At 36.8% G+C, this 14,358-nt stretch carries 11 protein-coding genes; 3 read left to right on the top strand and 8 right to left on the bottom strand.

Going from position 1 to position 14,358, the window contains the following annotated elements:
- Positions 1-95: 95 nt before the first annotated feature.
- Positions 96-458, bottom strand: coding sequence for a hypothetical protein (locus ACEN2N_RS15700; protein ID WP_441825200.1), 363 nt, complete (start codon positions 456-458; stop codon positions 96-98).
- A gap of 393 nt (positions 459-851) precedes the next feature.
- On the opposite strand from ACEN2N_RS15700, the gene ACEN2N_RS15695 reads away from it, so the two are divergent.
- The 3 genes from ACEN2N_RS15695 (at position 852) to ACEN2N_RS15685 (ending at position 5,467) form a co-directional block, all read left to right on the top strand.
- The gene (locus ACEN2N_RS15695) at positions 852-2,387 is read left to right on the top strand and encodes an ankyrin repeat domain-containing protein (protein WP_441825199.1); all 1,536 of its coding nucleotides are present in this window, start codon (positions 852-854) and stop codon (positions 2,385-2,387) included.
- Between the two features lie 52 nt (positions 2,388-2,439).
- Complete coding sequence (locus tag ACEN2N_RS15690) at positions 2,440-2,925, top strand: DUF2271 domain-containing protein (RefSeq protein ID WP_441825198.1); 486 nt, start codon at positions 2,440-2,442, stop codon at positions 2,923-2,925.
- Between the two features lie 346 nt (positions 2,926-3,271).
- A complete protein-coding gene (locus ACEN2N_RS15685; RefSeq protein WP_441825197.1) occupies positions 3,272-5,467 on the top strand; it encodes a PepSY domain-containing protein in 2,196 nt (731 codons plus the stop codon).
- A 520-nt stretch (positions 5,468-5,987) separates the two neighbouring features.
- On the opposite strand, the gene ACEN2N_RS15680 is transcribed toward ACEN2N_RS15685, so the two are convergent.
- From ACEN2N_RS15680 to ACEN2N_RS15650, 7 genes are all read right to left on the bottom strand, one after another.
- Positions 5,988-7,955, bottom strand: a complete 1,968-nt coding sequence (locus tag ACEN2N_RS15680; RefSeq protein WP_441825196.1) for a heavy metal translocating P-type ATPase — start codon at positions 7,953-7,955, stop codon at positions 5,988-5,990.
- Between the two features lie 44 nt (positions 7,956-7,999).
- Positions 8,000-8,416 carry a Fur family transcriptional regulator gene (locus ACEN2N_RS15675; RefSeq protein WP_441825195.1) on the bottom strand — a complete coding sequence of 139 codons (417 nt, stop codon included), beginning with the start codon at positions 8,414-8,416 and terminating at the stop codon, positions 8,000-8,002.
- A 396-nt stretch (positions 8,417-8,812) separates the two neighbouring features.
- Complete coding sequence (locus tag ACEN2N_RS15670) at positions 8,813-9,784, bottom strand: succinylglutamate desuccinylase/aspartoacylase family protein (RefSeq protein WP_441825194.1); 972 nt, start codon at positions 9,782-9,784, stop codon at positions 8,813-8,815.
- 106 nt (positions 9,785-9,890) lie between these two features.
- Positions 9,891-11,336: a sialate O-acetylesterase gene (locus tag ACEN2N_RS15665; protein ID WP_441825193.1), complete on the bottom strand. Its 1,446-nt coding sequence runs from the start codon at positions 11,334-11,336 to the stop codon at positions 9,891-9,893.
- Between the two features lie 77 nt (positions 11,337-11,413).
- Positions 11,414-11,827 (bottom strand): hypothetical protein, encoded by a 414-nt coding sequence (locus ACEN2N_RS15660; RefSeq protein ID WP_441825192.1) that lies wholly within the window; start codon positions 11,825-11,827, stop codon positions 11,414-11,416.
- A gap of 36 nt (positions 11,828-11,863) precedes the next feature.
- The gene (locus tag ACEN2N_RS15655; protein ID WP_441825191.1) at positions 11,864-12,883 is read right to left on the bottom strand and encodes a glycoside hydrolase family 43 protein; all 1,020 of its coding nucleotides are present in this window, start codon (positions 12,881-12,883) and stop codon (positions 11,864-11,866) included.
- 2 nt (positions 12,884-12,885) lie between these two features.
- Positions 12,886-14,337 carry an MFS transporter gene (locus tag ACEN2N_RS15650; RefSeq protein WP_441825190.1) on the bottom strand — a complete coding sequence of 484 codons (1,452 nt, stop codon included), beginning with the start codon at positions 14,335-14,337 and terminating at the stop codon, positions 12,886-12,888.
- Positions 14,338-14,358 lie beyond the last annotated feature (21 nt).

The following is a 14,358-nucleotide window of genomic DNA, read 5'->3' as shown; positions in this document are numbered from 1 at the left end:
CCGTGTACGAGACCCGTACGCACGGTGGTGTGAGAGGCGCACCGTGGGCTTTACAGCTCACGGCCGTCTACTCGATTGTAAACAGTTTTTTCGCGTCATGTGTCCGTCACAGAATAATCCACGACGATTCCATTTTCATCAAATACAATGTCCAAATATCCTTGATTAATTCCACGTTTTGAATATCCAAGATAATATGTGAAAGTGGATTTTAATTCTGAGTCAGGTGTGCCCAGCAATTCGATTATTTTGGCTTTATTCATGCCTTTCAGTTCATGATTTTTTCCCAAACTGCGCATCATGTCCCAGCGTAATGACATTTCCGATTCTGTTTCCGTCCAGTTTTTCCATTTATCAGAGTCAAAATTCGGTTCGGCTAATCTATTAGAAATGTAAATTCCAACTACTAAAATAATTAGTATTGAAATTCCATATTTTATGATTTTTGGTATTTTCAAAATTGTTTACAACGTACGGATATGTGTACAATTACATATATCCCCATTTTAGCCGTAATTTAATTAAAACTCTTGAATTATTACTATTTGCTACTGTCTTACGGTCTATTAAACATTTTAACAAAGTTTATAAATGTTTAAATTGAAGTAATTATGCATATAAAATGAATTGTGGAATAAAGAAAATTTAGGTAAAACAGCTGACTTTTTTGTAAGATGAATAACATTTGGCTTTATGAAAATGTTCTCTTCATAAATACACATGTATAAAGTCTTGAAGTCGACAACTTCTTTGAAGGATATTTTTTGCCAAAAAAATATTTAATTCTTATTTAGAATAAATAAGAATAACTACCTTTGACATTGAATCTAAAGATTTAAAAGCTTTAAGTTATGAGAATATCCATTTCAATAGTATTAAAGAACATGAAAACCGTAAAACAAATAGCTCTAACCACACTGTTGCTTATTAGCTTCTCAGGTATTGCACAGCAGCAGAATGAATTATTGGATCGTAGTTTCTGGAAAAGTAATCCAGATGTTGCGGCCGTAAAACAAAAGATAGCAGACGGTAACGATCCAACGGCATTTGACGATAATGCTTTTGATGCTACCACATTGGCAATTACCTCTAAGGCAGATATCTCGGTAATTAAGCACTTGCTTTCTTTAGAGGGTAATGGTGTAGATAAGAAAACCCATGATAGCCGTATCTATTTACATTGGGCCAGTTATTCTGGCGATGCCGAATTGGTTCGATATTTATTAGATAAGGGTACCTCGGTAACCGCTTTAGATAGTCACCGTTTTACTCCGCTTGCTTTTGGTGCGAATGCCGGACTTACAAACCCTGCCGTTTATAATGCTTTTGAAAAGAAAGGTGTGAATTTGGCTGAAGAGAAGAATGAACATGGTGCTAACGTATTATTGCTAGCCGCAGCTTCTCTAAAGAACGAAAAAGAACTAGATTTCTTTTTAAGTAAAGGTCTTGCTTTAGATAGTAAGGATAATGACGGTAACGGAATTTTTAACTATGCTGCTAAAAAAGGAAATATCGATTTTCTAAAATTGCTGGTTGATAGGGGTGTTGATTATAAATCGTTCAACAAGAATGGTGGTAATGCCTTTATGTTCGCTTCTCAAAGCGGACGCGGATTCAGTAATGGTCTAGCTGTGTATACCTATTTAAAAGGTCTAGGTTTGGAACCTAATATTGTACAGGAAAATGGTAGTACGCCATTACATAATTTAGCTTCAGGTAATAAAGATGCTGCTATTTTTGAGCTTTTCTTAAATGCTGGCGCAGATGTTAATCAGTCAGATGAAAAGGGTGATACTCCGTTTTTAAAAGCTGCTGGTAGAAACGAACTTACTATGGTTCAGTTATTAGCAAAAAATGTAACGAATATCAATGCAGCCAACAATACTGGTGAAACTGCACTTATGCTTGCGGCTCATGATAATTCAGCAGATGTTGTAGCATTTCTGATAGACAAAGGCGCAGATATCAATGCAAAAGATGCTAACGGAAATACTGCGGCTTTTTACTTGGCAGATTCATTCAGCAAAAGAAATGCTGCTGCTTTTGATGCGAAATTGGCATTATTGAAATCTAAAGGATTAAAATTTGATACTGTTCAAGGCGAAGGGAATACCTTATACCACGTGGCAGCTAAGAAAAATGACCTTGAGTTATTGAAAAAAGTATCTGATTTTAATATCGATATCAATGCTAAGAATAATGAAGGGGTAACAGCGTTGCATTTAGCGGCTATGAAAGCCGAGAATGATAAGTTACTTAAATTCTTGTTAGCTAAAGGTGCAGACGTAAAGAGTACAACCGATTTTGAAGAAACGGTATACGATTTGGCAAGTGAGAACGAGGTGTTGCAGAAAGGGAACACATCGCTAGATTTCTTAAAACAATAGTAGAATTAGTAGATAATTATCCAGGTTTATTTAAATACAAATTTATTAATAGATGAAAAAAATTTTAAAATATATTCCGGCAATTCTATTGGTCGGGTCTTTATTAACAGCATTCACACCAGTAGATAAAACGCCTGTAAAGTGTCTTATTCAATTAACAAATTATTCTGGCGAAGGTGCCTATTTGATCGTATCTATCGTTGATGCCGATAATGAATACGTAGAGACTATTTATGTGCAAGGTAAAGATAGTGAGTGGTACGGTGAAATTACCGAATGGTGGAAATTCTACGGAAAAAATCGTCCGAATATAGATGCTATTTCTGGTGAGACCATCAGTGGCGGAGAACGTACATTAAATGTTTTGCAAATTCCTACGGATAAAATAGACAAGGGTTATAGCCTTCGTTTTGAAACTTCTGTAGAGGATCAAGGGTATTATGCTGATGATATTCAATTTCCGTTGACCACAGCAAACTTAACAACTAAAGTAGAGGGCAAAGGATTCATTCGTTACGTACGTATGCTACCTCAGTAATAATTGTAATAGAAAACGTCTTTGCGAGGAACTTTTCGCGACGAAGCAATCTGTGAAATTTAGATACCGTATGAGTTCTCAGCTACCAATAAAGAGATTACTTCACTTTGTTCATAATGACGTTTTTGATGTTAGCATGTCACATTTACTGCAGTCGAAATGCAAAGTGTGTGAGATATTAACTTAAGAGTTCTCGGCTGCGCCTGCCCGATGATTAGGCGGGTTCGTTATGATGTTTTATAATTAGTGTGTTTATTTACAATCACAATCACTCTTCCAGAATGGCTTAGTACAGTCATTCTGGAAGTTTTAAAAAAAATTAAGAATACAAATTTCATCATCTCGTATGACAATTTCTATTTGGCGCTATAGCCATCTTACACTTGCCCTAGTTTCTTCGCTTTTCTTAATAGTGGCTTCCGTAACGGGAATCATTTTGGCGGTTGAGCCTATTTCTCACCAAACAAAGGGCTATGCGGTAGAAAATTTAGAAGAGGTTTCGTTGGCAACTGCCATTGATGCTTTAAAGAATACCTATGACGAAGTATTAGGGCTGGAAGTAGAATCATCGGGTTTCGTAAAAGCTTCTGTGTTAACCATGGACATGGAGACCTTAGATGTCTATGTGAATCCCGTTACGGGTGAGCAGTTGGGTGAAGTGCGAGAGCGTCCGTATATATTTACTTTCGCGACTAATGTGCACCGATCATTATTCTTAAAAAGTATAGGTCGTTTTTTTGTTGGTCTTATTTCATTACTCTTAGCTATAATTGCCATTACAGGCTTAGTTTTGTTAGCTAAGCGCCAAGGCGGATTCTCGAAATTATTCTCAAAAGTCCAGAAAGATTATTTTGAATTACGATACCACGTGGTCTTGAGTCGTTGGTTCTTTATTCCTATTGTAATTCTTGCCGTAACGGGAGTTTATTTATCTGCCGAAAAATTTAACCTGCTTCCTGAGGCTAATGTTGAACAGCAAGAAGTAGTTGTAAATGAAAACACCAAAGCTTATAATCATATAAAAGAAGTACCCTTTTTTAAGGAGACTACTTTAGCAGCTGTTCGGCAAGTTGAATTCCCATTTTCAGATGATCCCGAAGAATATTACTTAATAGCCTTGCAGGATAAAGAAGTAGCGGTGAATCAGCAAACCGGAACCATAGTGCGTAGTGGCGATTATCCTTTTGTGACAATGGCATCGCGGTTAAGTTTGGTATTGCATACGGGTGAAGGAAATGTCATTTGGTCCATCATACTATTACTTGCCAGTACATCTATTTTGTTTTTTATGTATTCAGGCTTTGTAATGACCTTAAAGCGTAGAAAGAAAGGAAAACGAATTACTCAATTACTAGGTAAAGATGAATGTGAATATATAATTTTAGTAGGGTCGGAGAGTGGTACGGCATTTGACTTTGGGCAAAGACTTTATAACGGATTAACAAAAGTAGGCAAGAAAGTATTTCTAACGGAACTCAATAAATACAACGTGTATGCGAAGGCAAAAAATATAATTGTTTTCACGTCTACATATGGCGAAGGAGAGCCACCAACGAATGCACGTAAATTCCCTGCGTTATTTTCTACAATTCAGCAGCCTAATAAAATTGACTTTTCGGTTATTGGTTTTGGTTCTTTAGATTATCCCGATTATTGCAAGTTTGCTATTGAGCTAGATAATCAAATAATATCAGCAAATAATTTTCATCAGCAGTTACCACTTTTTAAAATTAATAAGTCCGATTTTGATTCTTTTGAGCTTTGGATGATTCAATTTAGTAAACAGGTAGGATTTACTATTCCAATTGAGCGTCCGATAATTAATAAAAAGAAATATAAGAAAGTAGAATTTGAAGTTGTTGAACGAACAGCATTGAATTGCGATGATACTTTTTTGTTAAGATTGAAACCTAAATCTAAAATTGATTTTACATCGGGAGATCTGTTAGCCATTTTTCCGAATGCAGATGATATGGTTCGTGAATATTCTGTTGCACGAATAGAAGATGAAATATTATTAAGTATTAAAAAACACGAATTGGGGAGAGGTTCTAATTTTCTCTTCGGATTAAAAGTTGGTGAAACTATAAAAGCTGCTATAGACCGAAACGAACATTTTCATTTTCCGGAAAATTCAAAAAATTCGATTTTCATCTCAAATGGCACTGGCATAGCTCCGTTCTTAGGGATGATTTCAGAAAATACAACTAAGAATATATCGCTGTTCTGGGGAGGGCGTAAAAAAGCTTCTATGGAAGTCTATAATTCTATTTTTGAAAAAGAAGCCTCAAATCGTGGAAATTTAAAAATATTCACCTCTTTCTCAAGAGAGGGTGAAAAGCAATATATTCAAGATGCCGTTTTGGAGCAAAAAGATTTGGTTTTGGAAACAATCAATCAAAATGGTACAATTATGATTTGTGGTTCATTAGCCATGCAACATGATGTATTAGATGTCATTGAAAAAATACTTGAAGGAAACCAAACCATCACTTTTGAGGCATTTGAAAATAGTAATCAGCTAAAAACGGATTGTTACTAATCGAATTGCGAGGAGTATTTTCGCGACGAAGCAATCTGTCTAATTTCTACACCAAGTGAGTTTTAGGTTACCCATAAACAGAGTGCTTCACTTCGTTCGTAATGACATTTAAATAGTCAGCGTGTCACATTGAGCGCAGTCGAAATGCAAGGTTTGTGAGATGATAGCTTATAGGTTCTCGACTGCGCTTGAAATAATATTAGGTTTCGTCTTTGCGAGGAGCTTTTCGCGACGAAGCAATCTGACAAATTTCTATACCAAGTTAGTTTTAGACTACCAATAAACAGATTACTTCACTATGTTCGTAATGACGTTTAAATAGTCAGCGTGTCAGCTTGTGCTCATTCTAAATGCAAGGTTTGTGAGATACTAACTTAAAAGTTCTCGACTGCACTCGAAATAACATTAGGTTTCGTCTTTGCGAGGAGCTTTTCGCGACGAAGCAATCTGCCAAATTTCTACACCAAGTGAGTTTTAGGCTACCAATAAACAGATTACTTCACTTCGTTCGTAATGACGGTTAATTCCACTGCATTCTCTGCAAACGTACCGCATTTAAAATTGCTAATAACGCAACACCAACATCGGCAAAAACAGCTTCCCACATCGTTGCTACTCCGCCAGCGCCCATGGCTAAAACAATAAGCTTTACACCAAATGCCAAAGCAATATTCTGCCACACAATTTTACGTGTAGAATTACCTATTTTAATGGCTGTAGCAATCTTAGAAGGCTGGTCATTTTGTATAATAACATCGGCAGTTTCAATAGCAACAGCACTACCTAATCCGCCCATGGCAATACCGACATCACTAATAGCAAGAACGGGAGCATCATTAATTCCATCTCCAACAAAGGCAATCTTTGTGTTCGGGTTCTTTTTAAGTTTCTCTACTTCTTCTAGTTTCTCTTCTGGTAACAATCCGCCTTTTGCCCAATCAATTCCCAATTGCTGAGCTACTTGTTGGGTGATGGAATCTTTATCCCCCGAAAGCATAATAATTTTAGTGATGCCTGCTTTGCGAATATTTGAAATGGCTTCTAAAGCATCTTCTTTTAATTTATCGGCAATAGTAACATAACCTTCAAATTTTCCGTCTATCGCCATCATTACGATAGATTCTACAATGCTGTCGGTCTCTGTTGGGACTTCAATTTGGTTTGCAGTCATTAACGCTTTATTACCGACCAAAACCGATTTTTGGTTAACTGTTCCTTTCAATCCCTTGCCGGCAATTTCGATAACATCTGTTGCTTTAAACTTGTCTCCGTCAATCTTATATTCTAAAATAGCCTTCGCAATTGGGTGTGTAGATTGTTCTTCGATAGCGATCAAGTACTTCATGAAATCTGCCTCGGTAAAGATCTGATCTTTAATAAGATCCTTTATCTTAAAAACACCTTTGGTTACAGTGCCTGTTTTGTCCATAACCACCGTATTTACTTTTGTCATGGTGTCTAAGAAAGATGCGCCTTTAAATAGAATTCCGTTTCGTGAAGCTGCTCCTAATCCGCCAAAATATCCTAACGGAATAGAGATTACCAAGGCACACGGACAAGAAATTACCAGGAATATTAAGGCGCGATATAACCAATCTTGAAACACATAATTCTCGACAAAAAAGTAGGGAAGAAAAGTAAGTGCAATTGCCAAATAAGTGACAATTGGTGTATAAATTTTTGCAAATTTTCTAATAAAGAGTTCTGTTTTCGATTTTCGAGCTGTGGCATTCTGTACCATGTCAAGAATACGTGCGATAGAACTGTCTTTAAAAACCTTAGTGGTTTCAATTTCAACAACTCCGTCTAAATTGATGCTTCCGGCGTATATAGCATCTCCTTTTTTAAGGGTATCTGGCTTGCTTTCCCCTGTTAAAGCTGCTGTGTTAAATGAGCCTCTTTCTGAGAGTAAAATACCATCTAGCGGGACTTTCTCGCCAACTCTGACTTGTATTTTTTCTCCTACATTAACCTCTTCTGGAGATACAGAAATAAATTGATGATCACGGAATATCAAGGCTTGATCAGGTCGGAGATCAAGTAACGCTTTAATATTGCTTTTAGCACGCTGAACCGCAGCACTTTGAAAAAGTTCGCCAACCGCGTAGAACACCATTACTGCGACACCTTCTGGATATTCGCCAATACCAAATGCTCCAATGGTAGCAACTCCCATTAAAAAGAATTCGGTGAAGAAATTCCCTTTTTTGATGCTTTCCCATCCTTCTTTTAATACAGGTAAACCAACGGGAATATATGCCGCGATATACCAAGCTAAGCGTATGTAGCCTTCGAAGAATGGTAACGTTTTGTAATAGTCTAATGTAATACCAATGATTAGCATTACAAAACTAATGATTGCTGGTAAGTATAATTTAAAATTTGATGAATGTGGTGCAGATTCGTGCGTATGTTCGTCATCGCTACAATGAGCACAAGTGCTTTGCGTTGGTGTAAGTGATTGTAGATCTATTTTTTTCTTTTTCATAATACCTGCAAGGTCTGAAAAGAGATCGTGCAACAGAAGTGCATTTAATGCTCACTGCACGAATCGCATATACCTTTAATGACCAAATTGGCATCTTCGGCAATATAACCAGCAGGTAGGTTGATATGCGGAATTTTATGTTCGGTTAAGCAAACGGTTTTATCACATTGACTACAGTGAAAATGTAGGTGTAAGTCTTGATCAATCTCACAATTACAACCGGGCTCGCATAGTGCGAATTTTGATACATTGGTACCATCATCTATTTGATGAACAATGCCTTTTTCTTCAAATGTTTTTAAAGTTCTATACAACGTTGTACGCTCCGCTTTTTCGAAAGCGTTCTCAATATCGGTAAGGGCGACGGCATTTTGTTTGCTTGACATGAATTTGTAAATAAGTATACGCATAGCAGTGGGGCGTACACTTTTATTATCTAATGTTTTTTCTATTTCAGTCATGCAAAAAAAAGTAGTTTTTAATTACCCTTAACACTAATGTAATCAATGTTATACAAGATTTCAACTTGAGAGGATCTTTAACTTTAAATTAAGCAATTGTAGTGATGAAAAAGTACTAAATAATTGATATAAAGTACTGAGAATTTGATAAATAACAGGGTAAGAATTGATTTTTTAAGAATGAGTGACCTCGATTGGAAAATCGATAAGTTCTTACCTTAGGTAAACAGAGAAATACTAAATTTCAGTGTTTATTTAATTGAAATATCAGACTATTAAAGTTGGTGTTTATTATAACGTTAATGATCCTTCAGTCAGTAAGATAGCTGATTTTAATTGTAGATGATCTTTAACTTTTTAGTCCTTACTTGTTAAAAATTATAAAGCATTTTAATTTTACTCAATATCGTAAGCAATATGAAAAATAGCGTCACCTTGATTCACAATTGGTGATTCGTTGATACAAATAACGTATCCTGTTTCTTTGGCTTTTATTTTCTTTTCAAAATACCCGAACGGACCAGAAATGCTTCCTATTTCTTCTCCCTTATTTACGGCTTGTCCGATTTTGATGGTTGGGTGAAACATACCCGAATGTTTCGCTCGAACCCATTTAGAGGCATGAACCAATTTCGGTACCGTTTCTTTTAAAGCATACTGAGTAAGTTCTTCTTCGAAATTTCGCATGCCTAAATGATGCATCATACGCAGTGCACCGACAATACCTGTATCGGTTATTTCGCTATTAATATGAAGCGATTTTCCGCCTTCGTACAACAATACCTTTTTATCAAGTTGATGGAGCGTCTCACGAAACGATTTTTCTCTTCCGGCAGATTTTACAATGAATTCTGCGCCGAAAACTTTCGCTAATGCTAATCCGTCTACATCATCGCTATCTATTCTAATCTGTGGTGCGTTAAAACGGCTGTCGCCGCCTGTATGATAGTCAATACAATAATCTATAACCGGAGCGATATCTTTCACCAAATGATAGGCAAAGCGGCTGGCTAATGACCCACGTAAACTACCTGGGAACACTCTATTTAAATCTCTACCATCAGGAAATTGACGTGCCTGGTTCAAAAACCCGAATATGTTTACCACGGGAATACAAATAACCATACCGCATTCTGGACGGTTAAATTTTTTGGAGACTATTTGCCTAACAATTTCTACACCGTTAATTTCATTACCGTGAATACCACCTGTAATGAGTAGGGTAGGACCGTCTTTTTTACCGCGCTGTACAATTACCGGAACTTCAATTTTGGTTCTGGTATGTAGTTTTGCGATATCTAAATTCAATTGGGCTCCTTTGCCTTTCTGAATGGTTTCGCCTAAAAGTGTGTATTTTTTATTAAACATCTCGTATTACCTACATTAAGATTTCTACTATAACCGAAAAGGTTGCAGTTTGGTATATTCTAATCGGTAAAATTAGTGTTTAAAGTGCCAAATAATATTTAATACTTTATTCAGTAGTAAATGGACTCGCAGGTAGGCCTTCTTTATTATATAAGTTAGGATTATCGGGGTTATCGGCCCATGCGTAGCGAGCGTATTTCGGATTTGGAATATTTTCGTTCCATATCACCACTTTGTTGCCCTCGATTTTTGCTTCTGCCCAAACCCATTTTTTGTCTGCTCCGGCAATTGCGAAGTTTTGCGGTGCTAGTTGGTCTTTTGTAATTAGACCTGTACCTAAGTGAGAAAAAGATAAAATCATCATATTTTCTTCAACACTAAAACTTTGGTATTGTGGTCCCGAATAGACCACATCTTCACCATAGGCAAGTTTGGTTGCTGCTATTGCCATACGTTCACCAACATCTTTTTTGTTGTCAGGGTGTATATCGTTCCATTCGCCAAGGTCTATATTCACGGTCATTGCCGTATTTGGCTGATGTAAACCTTGCAATTGTGCCGCTCTAATTTCTGCCCATTTACTTTCTTCGGGAGAATAGTTGACGCCCATAAAATTTGGTAATTGCGCGTATATAAACGGAATGTTCTGTTGCTGAAATTGATTACGCCAATCTTTGATCAAAGCTTCTTGAAGTGTACCATATTTTTCTGGCTCACCAGTATTCGATTCACCTTGATACCAAAGTAATCCTTTAAATGATAGTTGTGTGCAGGGCGCTATCATTGCGTTATACAATGCTGTTGGTTGATTCTGTGCATTAATAGGTCTGTCGAATGGTGGTATCGCTTTTGTTTCAAATACTTCGCCGACTTTGTATTGCCAAGTTCCTTTTAGATCAACGGTATCTTTACCTGCAAATAGGTAATAGGGCTTGTCTGGCACAAAACCGCCTTTATTATTGTAATTGGTTACCTTAATTACAAAGTTGTTTTTTCCTGGTTTTAATAAGCCTGACTCAATTGGATATCTACGTTGTGGATATTGGTATGTAGTCTCTGCGATTTTAATTCCGTTGATATATAATGTGTTGGCATCTATGATTCTTCCTAAAAATACTTTAGCTTTTTTACCAGTCATAGATTCAGGAATGTCAATTTCCTTTCTGTACCAAACAGTACCGTTCAAGTTTCTGACACCTTGGTCTTCCCAATAACCAGGGATATTGATGTTTCGCCAATTTTCAGTTTTATAATCATTATCGAACCATTTTAGGGTCGAGGCTATACCTTTGTCTACAGTTTTTTTAGGATGTTGAGATTCAAAATCTTGATTCTTTCGAATGAGGTCATTTGCATACATGGTGTCCTTATTTCTTTGAATCGTTTTTAAAATATCTGGAAATTCTTTGAATCCATTTTCGCTGGTCCAAGCTTCAATAGGCGTACCACCGACGCTTGCATTTATAAGACCGATAGGAATACCATTTTTCTCGTATATTTTTTTGGCAAAGAAATAAGCGACCGCTGAAAATGAGCGGACTTCTTCTGACACCGCTTTTTGCCAAGAACCACCTTCAAAATCTTTGGCTGGACCATTCAGATTTGTTTGAGTAGGTATTTTATAATGCCTTATTTCAGAATGTTCGCATTCTTAATCTCATCGGCATACGTTATATCATGAATGTCTAATTGATGTACCATGTTAGATTGACCAGCACATAGCCAAACATCACCAATTAGTATATTGTCAAGAGTGATTTGATTGGTTGCTGTAACGGTCATTTTATACGGACCACCAGCTTTCATTTTAGGGAATTCTACTAGCCAATCACCTTCGGTTGATGTAACCGTTGACTTTATTTTTCCATTAAAAGTTACAGAAACCTTTTCGCCTTCAGTTGCCCATCCCCAAACTCTAATTGTATTGTCGCGTTGTAAGACCATACCATCGTGAATGATTTGAGGCAGTTTTACCTGTGCGTGACATTCTTCGAGATCTATAATCAGTAGAAAAACTACCAATACGATTTTTAATATATTCAATACTATCGATTTATTCAACAAATTAGTAAATAAAGATTAGTCTTTATAAGGTGATAGGGTTTTAATATGACCATCTGACATATGCTCAATTTCTACCATTTTTACAGACCTTAAATGGGTTATACCTTTAGACAAACTACTGTCATGGTAGAATAAATAGAATTTGTCTTTTACCTGACAAATGGAGTGGTGGGATGTCCAACCCACTACAGGTTCTAATATTCTACCACCATAGGTAAATGGTCCGTATGGGTTGTCACCTATAGCATAGCAAATAAAGTGGGTGTCGCCGGTGGAATATGAGAAGTAATATTTGCCATTATACTTGTGCATCCAAGAGGCTTCAAAGAATCTGCGGTCATTATCACCTTCTAATAATAATTTTCCGTTTTCATCCAGAATTTGAATTTCCTTTGGTGCCTCGGAAAATTCCAGCAAATCATCGGTCATTTTTGCGACAATAGGTAATAATGCAGCTTCTTCTTGTTTTGGTAGCTCGTTGTTGGCATTATATTCATTATCGCGATACTTTTGTAGCTGCCCACCCCAAATGCCACCAAAATACATGTAGTAGCTTCCATCTACATCTTCGAAAACGGCTGGGTCTATCGAATAACTACTTTTTATAGCTTCTGGTTGGGGAGTAAACGGACCCGTAGGACTATCGGAAACTGCTACACCTATTTGGAAAATTCCATCTGCTTTTTTAGCAGGAAAGTATAAGTAGTATTTTCCGTTTTTATGTGCGGCATCTGGAGCCCACATCTGCTTCTCTGCCCATGCAACATCTTTTACATGAAGAGCAACACCATGGTCGGTAGTCTTTCCAGCTAAATCATCCATTGAAAGCACATGATAATCTTCCATTGCAAAATGACTGCCTAAATCGTCAAAAGGAATATCAGATTCAATATCGTGTGAGGGATATATGTAAATTTTACCATCGAAATAATGGGCAGATGGATCTGCGGTATATATGTGATCTACTAAAGGTTTTGAAATTGCCTTTTCGTTTAATTTATCGAAATCTATGTGTTCAATACTATCTTCTGGCATGCTTATGCTTTTCTTCTTGTTATTAAATCTTGTTCTATTTGGTTTTCCATCTTTTTGTTGATCTCGTAAAAAAATAGTAATCCGATCGCTGCAAAAAATGCGATTGCAGGGTAGATGCTTACAAGCATTTTAGTGCCTTCAATAGCACTGTCTGGCTGTATTATCGCCTCTGTGTTAGCGAATTTTTTTGGTATATAATTGTAGAGTCCCAATATCCAAGTAACTAGAGAGCTACCTATGGTTAAACCTAATTTTAGACCTATCATCATTGCAGAAAATATAATTGCCGTTGCGCGTCTGTTATTCTTCCATTCAGAAAAATCGGCAACGTCTGCAATCATTGCCCATAATAGCGGGATAGTGATACCGTAGAAGAACCCGTGTAATATTTGAGATAAGAACATGAGCTCAACATTGGTGGATGCAAAAAAGTAAAATACCGCTATAAAGATAGTAGAGACAAATAACGCTGCACCAAAAACATCGCGTTTGCCATATTTATCGGCTAAGCCTTTAGATAACGAAATACCCACGATCATAAATATAATTCCGCCTGCATTAAAAAGTCCGAAACCTGCAGAAATAGGGTTGTCGCCGAAGAAATTAATCCCGATACTTTTTAATCCGTTTAAAATCGGACCTATAAATTCAGCCAAACTATTGGGGTCTACATAATTTTCAAAATAATACACGTATGAACCACCTTTCATTGCAAGTGTGATAAACACCAAAGTAGTTAGTAATAACATGATTATCCACGGTTTGTTTTTGACTAAATCGCCCAAGTCTTCTTTAAAACTTGATTTCTGATCTATACTTGGTATGACTCTTTCTTTGGTAGTGAAAAAGGTGATTAACAACATTACCGTTCCGATAATTGCTAAATAGGTCATTACAATTTCAATACCTACCGCTTTGTCTCCGCCACCTGCATATTCTATTATGGGTAACATGAATACTTGTACAAAAAATTGGGCGAACATAACCGCCACAAAACGGTAAGACGATATACTGTTTCGCTCTTTCATACTGCCTGTTATGACTCCGCTTAAAGCAGCATACGGCAGGTTATTTGCCGCATAGAGCAGTAGTAGTAGGGTGTAGGTGATAGCGGCATACACTACCTTGCCAGTATAATCAAAATTGGGAGTGCTAAAGGCAAGTAACGCTACAATACCTAATGGAACAGAGGTAAACAAGATCCACGGTCTAAACTTCCCCCATTTACTTCGTGTTCTATCTGCTAATGCACCTATAATAGGATTAAAAGCGAAAGCCGCAATCATACCTACAATAAAGATGATTAAAGATGCGTCGTTGGTTTCTAGTCCGTAAATATCGGTGTAGAAATAGGCTAGATAGGTAACTAATGTCTGGAATACCAAGTTGGCAGATAAGTCTCCTAAAGAATATCCAATTTTCTCTTTGAGAGATATTTTATGATCGTTGTTCATTTTGTGGTATTTGGTTCGTTA

This window comes from Maribacter spongiicola, from assembly GCF_052119685.1.
Taxonomy (GTDB): Bacteria; Bacteroidota; Bacteroidia; order Flavobacteriales; family Flavobacteriaceae; genus Maribacter; species Maribacter spongiicola_A.
Note: the sequence above shows the minus strand (reverse complement) of the source record. Positions and strands in the feature narration are given on the sequence as shown.

Coding starts and splice junctions, on each gene's coding strand:
- ACEN2N_RS15695 (WP_441825199.1), top strand. CDS start 852: ATGAGAATATCCATTTCAATAGTATTAAAGAACATGAAAACCGTAAAA.
- ACEN2N_RS15690 (WP_441825198.1), top strand. CDS start 2,440: ATGAAAAAAATTTTAAAATATATTCCGGCAATTCTATTGGTCGGGTCT.
- ACEN2N_RS15685 (WP_441825197.1), top strand. CDS start 3,272: ATGACAATTTCTATTTGGCGCTATAGCCATCTTACACTTGCCCTAGTT.
- ACEN2N_RS15680 (WP_441825196.1), bottom strand. CDS start 7,955: ATGAAAAAGAAAAAAATAGATCTACAATCACTTACACCAACGCAAAGC.
- ACEN2N_RS15675 (WP_441825195.1), bottom strand. CDS start 8,416: ATGACTGAAATAGAAAAAACATTAGATAATAAAAGTGTACGCCCCACT.
- ACEN2N_RS15670 (WP_441825194.1), bottom strand. CDS start 9,784: ATGTTTAATAAAAAATACACACTTTTAGGCGAAACCATTCAGAAAGGC.
- ACEN2N_RS15655 (WP_441825191.1), bottom strand. CDS start 12,883: ATGCCAGAAGATAGTATTGAACACATAGATTTCGATAAATTAAACGAA.
- ACEN2N_RS15650 (WP_441825190.1), bottom strand. CDS start 14,337: ATGAACAACGATCATAAAATATCTCTCAAAGAGAAAATTGGATATTCT.